The 6,771-nt window shown below is 59.3% G+C and carries 8 protein-coding genes; 4 read left to right on the forward strand and 4 right to left on the reverse strand.

Annotation, left to right across the window (positions count from 1 at the left end; all coding sequences use genetic code 11):
* Positions 1–16: 16 nt before the first annotated feature.
* Complete coding sequence (locus RIdsm_RS28490; protein WP_037239259.1) at positions 17–901, reverse strand: DUF1403 family protein; 885 nt, start codon at positions 899–901, stop codon at positions 17–19.
* A gap of 126 nt (positions 902–1,027) precedes the next feature.
* Between RIdsm_RS28490 and RIdsm_RS28495 the strand changes: the two genes are divergently transcribed.
* Positions 1,028–2,167, forward strand: a complete 1,140-nt coding sequence (locus RIdsm_RS28495) for a tyrosine-type recombinase/integrase (protein WP_231582182.1) — start codon at positions 1,028–1,030, stop codon at positions 2,165–2,167.
* A gap of 71 nt (positions 2,168–2,238) precedes the next feature.
* On the opposite strand, the gene RIdsm_RS30835 is transcribed toward RIdsm_RS28495, so the two are convergent.
* Positions 2,239–2,361 carry a hypothetical protein gene (locus tag RIdsm_RS30835; protein WP_276509281.1) on the reverse strand — a complete coding sequence of 41 codons (123 nt, stop codon included), beginning with the start codon at positions 2,359–2,361 and terminating at the stop codon, positions 2,239–2,241.
* Between the two features lie 226 nt (positions 2,362–2,587).
* Here RIdsm_RS30835 and RIdsm_RS28500 point away from each other — a divergent pair, with 226 nt between their 5' ends.
* Positions 2,588–3,484 (forward strand): recombinase family protein, encoded by an 897-nt coding sequence (locus RIdsm_RS28500; protein WP_057821971.1) that lies wholly within the window; start codon positions 2,588–2,590, stop codon positions 3,482–3,484.
* Here the strand turns inward: RIdsm_RS28500 and RIdsm_RS28505 are convergent.
* Positions 3,468–3,863, reverse strand: a complete 396-nt coding sequence (locus RIdsm_RS28505; protein WP_057821969.1) for a PIN domain-containing protein — start codon at positions 3,861–3,863, stop codon at positions 3,468–3,470. The genes RIdsm_RS28500 and RIdsm_RS28505 overlap by 17 nt on opposite strands.
* The gene (locus RIdsm_RS28510) at positions 3,853–4,080 is read right to left on the reverse strand and encodes an AbrB/MazE/SpoVT family DNA-binding domain-containing protein (protein WP_009815510.1); all 228 of its coding nucleotides are present in this window, start codon (positions 4,078–4,080) and stop codon (positions 3,853–3,855) included. Before RIdsm_RS28510 ends, RIdsm_RS28505 begins: the two co-directional genes overlap by 11 nt.
* A 313-nt stretch (positions 4,081–4,393) precedes the next feature.
* Between RIdsm_RS28510 and repA the strand changes: the two genes are divergently transcribed.
* Together repA and repB are read left to right on the forward strand one after the other, a co-directional pair.
* Entirely contained in the window at positions 4,394–5,581 is a 1,188-nt protein-coding gene (gene repA / locus RIdsm_RS28515; RefSeq protein WP_027263652.1) for a plasmid partitioning protein RepA, read from the forward strand.
* On the forward strand, positions 5,578–6,594 hold the full coding sequence (gene repB, locus RIdsm_RS28520; RefSeq protein ID WP_057821967.1) for a plasmid partitioning protein RepB: 1,017 nt from the start codon (positions 5,578–5,580) through the stop codon (positions 6,592–6,594). The genes repA and repB overlap by 4 nt, the downstream gene beginning before the upstream one ends.
* Positions 6,595–6,771: the final 177 nt, after the last annotated feature.

A 6,771-nucleotide genomic window follows, 5' to 3' on the forward strand; every position in this document is an offset into this window, starting at 1 on the left:
CTGTCCATGCTCATGGCTACACCCCGTAGAGCCGGAATGTGTCGCGCCCGGTTAGCTCACGGACCGCGCCGAGATCGACAAGCCGGTCACAGAGCCGCCGCGCCGCGCGGTCCGGCAAAGGCAGGGCACTGGGCGCCACGGCGTCCTGCGTCAGGAATATTTTCACCGCCGCCCCTGCCCCCTTGGCCCGAAGCTTTGGTGCAACTCCTTTCAAAAGCGAAGCCCGACGCGCGAGATCGACAGCCAGACGCGCGGCCTCGACCGCGGATGCGGTCACTGCGCGATGACAGGCTAGGCGCAAATCGTCACCCCGCTTGCGCAGGTCTGTGCGTTTCAAACCCGCGGCCAGCAGCGGCACGACATGATCCCAACCAAGCGCCTGGGCGAGGGCGGCGTCCGCGAGGATCAACGCCGGGACTTCGGCACGGGGTGCCTCCGTCAGGACAGCATCCAGCGCCATCGCGGCACGGGTCACCGGCGCTCCCTTCCCCGTATCGAGCCATGTAGCAATCTGGCCCAACTCCAAGATCGGCAAGGCTCGGCCCAGAGCCTTGATCGACACCGGCCGCTCCACCGCGCGACGCCAGGCAAGGTAAGTTTCCCCCGCGGGACCAGGTAGATCGCCAGGGCGCAGAAGATGAATCGCGTCGCGCAGCTCTGGGGCTCTTTCCGGACGACCAGAAAACCCGGCACATGCCTCGGCCGCTCGCAGCGCCAGCCGATCCCGCAACAAGGCTTTGGGGACCTCTTCGCGTCCCAACACAAGATGCAGGTGGTTCAGCGCCGCGCCTGATAAAAACGCCACATCTTCAAAGGCTTCAGGACGTGCCGAGGTGACCCATGCGGGCATCCGGGGTAGAGTGTCTGTGTCGATGGAGTGTTCCGGTCGGGCAAATGTCATGACTGAAGCCTAAACCATCGCGGCGCTTTGCTCCAGAAAATAGCACAGAAAACGCCTCGCTCTATCTTTTGCCATGATGTCCGATAATCTTGCATTATCGGGCGTAAAAATGATATGCTCGAAAACATGAGCAGTCCTACGAATAACAGCACCAAAATCGAGGATTCCGACGCGTCTGGCGCAGAGATTTCGAGCTCAGCGTCCTATGACTCGTTGAACGGTGACGAACACGACAAGAGAACCTCTCGGGACCGAGCCTCAATCGCCCTGCCCGCCAATGTGGCCGGCTCCGGCGCACTCGACCGGCTGATCGATACCGCCCGTGGCTACGCCGAGGCCTCGACAGCCGGGAACACGAACAAGGCCTATGCGGCCGACTGGAAACACTTCAGCCGCTGGTGCCGGTTGAAAGGCACGGAACCTCTGCCCCCCGCGCCCGAGATGATTGGACTTTATGTGGCTGATCTGGCTGCACCAACCGGGAAGGCCCCTACCCTTTCGGTCTCCACGATCGAGCGCCGTCTCTCGGGGCTTGCCTGGAACTACAGACAGCGCGGGTTCACTCTTGATCGCAAGGACCGGCATATCGCCACCGTTCTGGCCGGGATCAAACGCAAGCATGCGCGCCCGCCGGTCCAGAAGGAAGCGATCCTGCCTGAGGACATCCAGGCCATGGTGGCCACCCTTTCCTACGATCTCCGCGGGCTCCGAGACCGGGCGATCTTGCTTTTGGGCTATGCAGGTGGCCTGCGCCGGTCGGAGGTGGTCTGCCTCGATGTGCATAAGGACGATACACCGGACTCCGGCGGCTGGGTCGAAGTCTTCGACGGCGGCGCCCTGCTCACCCTCAATGCCAAGACCGGATGGCGCGAGGTTGAGGTCGGGCGTGGCTCAAGCGGCCAGACCTGTCCCGTCCACGCGCTTGAGCAATGGCTACACTTTGCGAAGATCGACTTTGGGCCGGTCTTCGTGCGCACCTCGCGGGACGGCAAGCGTGCCCTCGAGTCCCGCCTTTCCGACAAGCACATAGCGCGACTGATCAAGGCAACCGTTATGAAGAGTGGCATCAGATCCGATTTGCCGGAAGCCAAACGGTTGGCAATGTTCTCGGGGCATTCCTTGCGTGCCGGGCTCGCCTCGTCGGCAGAGGTTGATGAGCGCTATGTTCAAAAGCAACTCGGACATGCGTCGGCCGAGATGACCCGGCGCTATCAGCGCAGGCGCGACAGGTTCCGGGTGAACCTGACCAAAGCCGCAGGGCTGTGAAGCTCAGGATTCTTGACCCATTGGTGAAGCGCTAAGGTGAAATTCCAGCGCTTCAGTTTCAGCTTACTGCTTCAATTGAAATCGGGAACTAAACGCGACAACCAGAGGTCGTCCTCGTGAGCCTCCTCATCCCCCTCGGTGGCGATGAAAGGGTCGTCAAAATCATCAGGAAAAGTAGATGCTTGCGGCTTCATATGTGCAAAATACCTATATTATGCACATTACCCAAGCGATTTTCTGGCCGTTGCCCATGCTCTTTATATAGTATGCGCGCGCGACAGCCGGCGGAACCCCTCAGATCGCGCCAGAGCCAAGGAAACCAAGGGATTATGCACCAGCCGGGCGAGAGAGCACTCTCTTGCATTCATTTACAAACGGTCGTTTATTGGCAATATATAAAATTGCAAACGGCTCTTTTCCATGCCCCTGATAGGCTATGCGCGCGTCTCCACAGAGGATCAGACCCCCCTGCCCCAGTCCGAGGCCCTTCAATCTGCGGGTTGCATAGAGATCTTTGAAGAGCACGCCTCAGGTGGCAATCGGGCGCGACCGGTGCTTGCACGTGTGCTGGAGCGGATTGGCAAGGGCGACACGCTGGTCGTCGTGCGGATCGACCGGCTTGCGCGGTCTTTGTCGCACTTGCTTGAGGTGATCGAAAGACTGGAGGGCAAGGGGGCGTTCTTCCGCTCGCTGCAGGATCCAATCGACACCGCCTCCCCTCAAGGAAAGTTCACGCTGCAGGTTCTGGGCGCCGCGGCCGAGTTCGAACGCGCTCTGATCCGCGAGCGTACCAAGGCGGGCCTTGCCTCGGCACGCGCCAAAGGTCGCGTTGGTGGCAATCCCGGGCTTCGCACCAAGGACCCCGCCGCGCTGCGCAAGGTGCGGTTGGCACGACAGGACGGCTACATGGCGCGCCTGAACGAAACCGCGCAGGATTGGGTGCCACATGTGCGCCGCTTGCGCCCCGATATGGCATGGGAAGACGTTCTGCGGATTATCAATGGCCCCCTACCCCACAGCCGCCATTGGACGCAAAGCCGCCTGCTCCGCGCCGTGAAAGCATATGTGCGGGACGGGTTCCTGCCCGATGAAGTGCTTGGACGCGCTGGACGTCGCGAAACCGACGATCGCCTGCCTGCGATTGTTGCGGCCATCAAAGGTTCGGACCCGGATATCACGCTACAGGCGATCTGCGACCGGTTGGAAGCCATGCGTGAGCGGACTCCACGGGGACGTACAAGCTGGCAACCGTCATCCGTCAGGATGCTGTTGGAACGGGCGGAGCGACTTGGGTTGCTGGTCAGGCAAATGGATTGACGATGCGCAGCCGATCCTCGACCAGCAATCCGTCGTGCATGTCCTCAGTCCACAACGTCGTGCACCCAGCGATCAGCGCGGCAGACACGATCATCGCGTCATAGACCGATAACTGGTACTTCTCTGCCAACGCGCGACCGACTTGATGGGTTTGAACCGTTAGGCCCTCGACAGGGCATAAGGACTTAATACCCTCAAGAAACGCTCCGGTATCTTCCCAACTGAGCCCAGCTTTCCGTCGGCAATTGACCATCGCTTCGTTCAGGACCTGAACGCTGATCCGGGGTCCCTGCCCCAGAATTTCCTCCGCCCTCTCAGCCTTTGGACCATCGTCGAGCAGGTAGAGCACAACATTCGTGTCTGCGAATTCAGCGCTCATGCGCGGCGTCGCGGCTTAGACGCGCGTCCTTGGGCAGTTTTCCGCGAAACCGCCTTAGCCCTTGTAGAACTTCATCGGCGCGAGGTTGGCGTCTCACAAGAATGGTTCCATCGTCCTTTACCAGATCGACCTGATCGCCTTCCTTTAAGCCGAGTTCCCTCACAAGATCCGCGGGTAGCCGGACGGCAAGGGAGTTTCCCCATTTGGCAACTTGCATCTTGTCCTCTCAGGCATGGATAAACATCCAATAATGTATATCCAGAACTGCCAAAAGGCAAGCTTTGGTGCGCTCAAAGCCATGCTGGAGCCCTCCGACAAGAGTTCTCCCCTGTCCCTTTTCGTGAGATGCGGTGCGTTACACCATGCAGCAGGAAGCCTAACAGCCTTGTGTTCGGTGACGACTCGCCCACTAGATGTGGAAAAACCTTGCGCGAATCCGACTCTTGCGCCAATAGTCACGGAAACGAGGCAAAAAACGTCAATTTCCGTGAACACGCCAAAGACGCGATGTCTCGGAAGCGAGAGGGCAGATGGATAATACCTTTGTGCATGAGGATCTCAACGCGGTGATCCGCCAGCATTCGGAATGGCTGGCGAACCAGTTGCATTCGCAACGTGAGAGCCTGTTTCCACCCGATGCCGAGAAGACCATGCGCAAATTCACCTCTGGTGAGGCTGCGGCGCTGCTCGGCGTAAACGATTCCTATCTTCGCAAACTCAACTTGGATGGCAAAGGGCCTTCTCCCGAGCTTACCGCCGGCAACCGTCGTCTTTACTCGGCGCAGGATATCCAGGCGCTGCGTGTGCTCCTTGAAAAAACCGCTCGCAAGCCGGGCGATTACGTTCCCGGACGACGAGAAGGTGATCATCTTCAGGTCATCGGCGTGATGAATTTCAAGGGCGGGTCCGGAAAAACAACAACCTCTGCCCATCTCGCCCAACGGCTTGCCCTGCGCGGATATCGTGTGCTGGGCATTGATCTTGACCCACAAGCTTCCTTCACCGCGCTGCACGGCGTTCAGCCGGAATTGGACCTCGAAGATGGCGGCACTCTCTACGATGCGATCCGCTATGAGGACCCGGAGCCGATCCGGTCGGTCATCCGCAAGACCTATATCCCCAATTTGGACTTGATCCCCGGCAACCTCGAACTGATGGAGTTCGAGCACGACACCCCGCGCGCGCTGGCGCAGGGCAATGCCGGACTTTTCTTCTTCCGCGTGAAGGAGGCGCTGGCCCAGGTCGATGAGGACTACGACGTGGTCGTCATAGATTGCCCTCCGCAGCTTGGCTTTCTGACCATGTCCGCCCTGTCCGCGGCCACGGGCGTTCTGGTGACCATCCATCCAGAGATGCTCGATGTGATGTCCATGTCGCAATTCCTCCGCATGACAGCCGACCTCATGGACGTGATCGCCGAGAGCGGCGCTGACATGTCTCATGACTGGATGCGCTATGTTTTGACCCGCTACGAGCCGCAGGATGCGCCGCAGAACCGCATCGTGGCTTTCCTGCGAACAATGTACGGCGAAGCCGTGCTGAATTCGCCCATGTTGAAGTCCACAGCCATCTCAGATGCGGGCCTGACCAAGCAGACACTTTATGAAGTGGAACGCAGCGCGTTCACGCGTTCCACCTATGATCGCGCGATTGAGAGCCTGAATACGCTGAATGACGAGATCGCCGACCTAATCCAGAAAACCTGGGGGCGCACATGACCAGTGGCAAGAAGAAGCGCATGTCAATGCTGGACAGTCTCGCGGCAGCTGGGGCCCCCTCCCCTGCCCCTCAGACAGGTGCTGTGACACCGATGATGACCTCGAATCGCGCCCTTCGGTCCGCCCGCGACGCGGTCGATTCCCATCATGTTTGGGAACTGGACCCGGCGAGCATCGAAGACGGGCGTATGGCGGACCGGCTTGACCCGGCCGATGTACTGGATTTGCGCGATGCGATTGAGGCGAACGGTCAGACTGTTCCGATCCTCGTGCGACGTGCGCCGGGTGAAGATGATCGCTACCTTTTGGTCTATGGGCGACGCAGGCTGGAGGCGATCCGTCAGTCCGATAAGGTTACCAAGGTTCGCGCGTTAGTCACCAACCTGGATGACGACAGCGCTCTGCGTGCTCAGATTTCGGAGAACATGGGGCGGCGCGATTTGTCTTTTATTGAAAAGGCCCTGTTCGCAAAGGACCTTGTGTCGTCCGGCTTCGGAAATCAATCTCAGGTTGCAGAAATTCTTACCGTCACGAAGTCGTCCATATCTATGGCGATCGCGATCGCGGACATGGTCGGGCCGGATCTGGTACGCGCCATTGGCGCCGCCCATGGCATTGGCCGACCCCGATGGGAATCCCTTGGTCGGGCCATCGACGAGAATGGTCTGGACCGCGAGGACCTTATCGGGATCGCGAAAGAGGCACGTGAAAATGCCGAGACCTCCATGGTGGTGGATGACGTTGCCTCTACCAATGACCCGTCCATCCAAGCGTTCCTGGCCGTAGAAAAGGCTGTGACCAAGGCGATTAAACCGGCCAAGTCGCCCTCCCCTGCCCCACCTTCCAGTGTCCCGCTGAAGATCGGCGGCAAACGCGGCGGCACGGTCAAACGCACTGCCAAGGGCCTATCGATCGAGTTGGCGGGTGGAGACTTCGCCGATTGGGTCGAGACGCAAGTGCATGACATGATTGAAGACCTTCACGAACGCTGGAAGCAGCGGTCGGAAGACTGAGGAAGAGCAGAAATCAAAGAAGGAGGCACGAAAAGGCAAAAGAAAAGGTCCCGCAAAGCGACCACTCCACGAGACCCTAACTTGTTTCTAGCACCTTCAAGGTAGTGTCCGGAGCTATTTTCCGCAAGTCCAAAGTGATTCGCGGACCGGGATATTTTTGTCTTCGTGAATGACAAA

Origin of the sequence: Roseovarius indicus (assembly GCF_008728195.1) — a bacterium.
GTDB classification, from domain to species: domain Bacteria; phylum Pseudomonadota; class Alphaproteobacteria; order Rhodobacterales; family Rhodobacteraceae; genus Roseovarius; species Roseovarius indicus.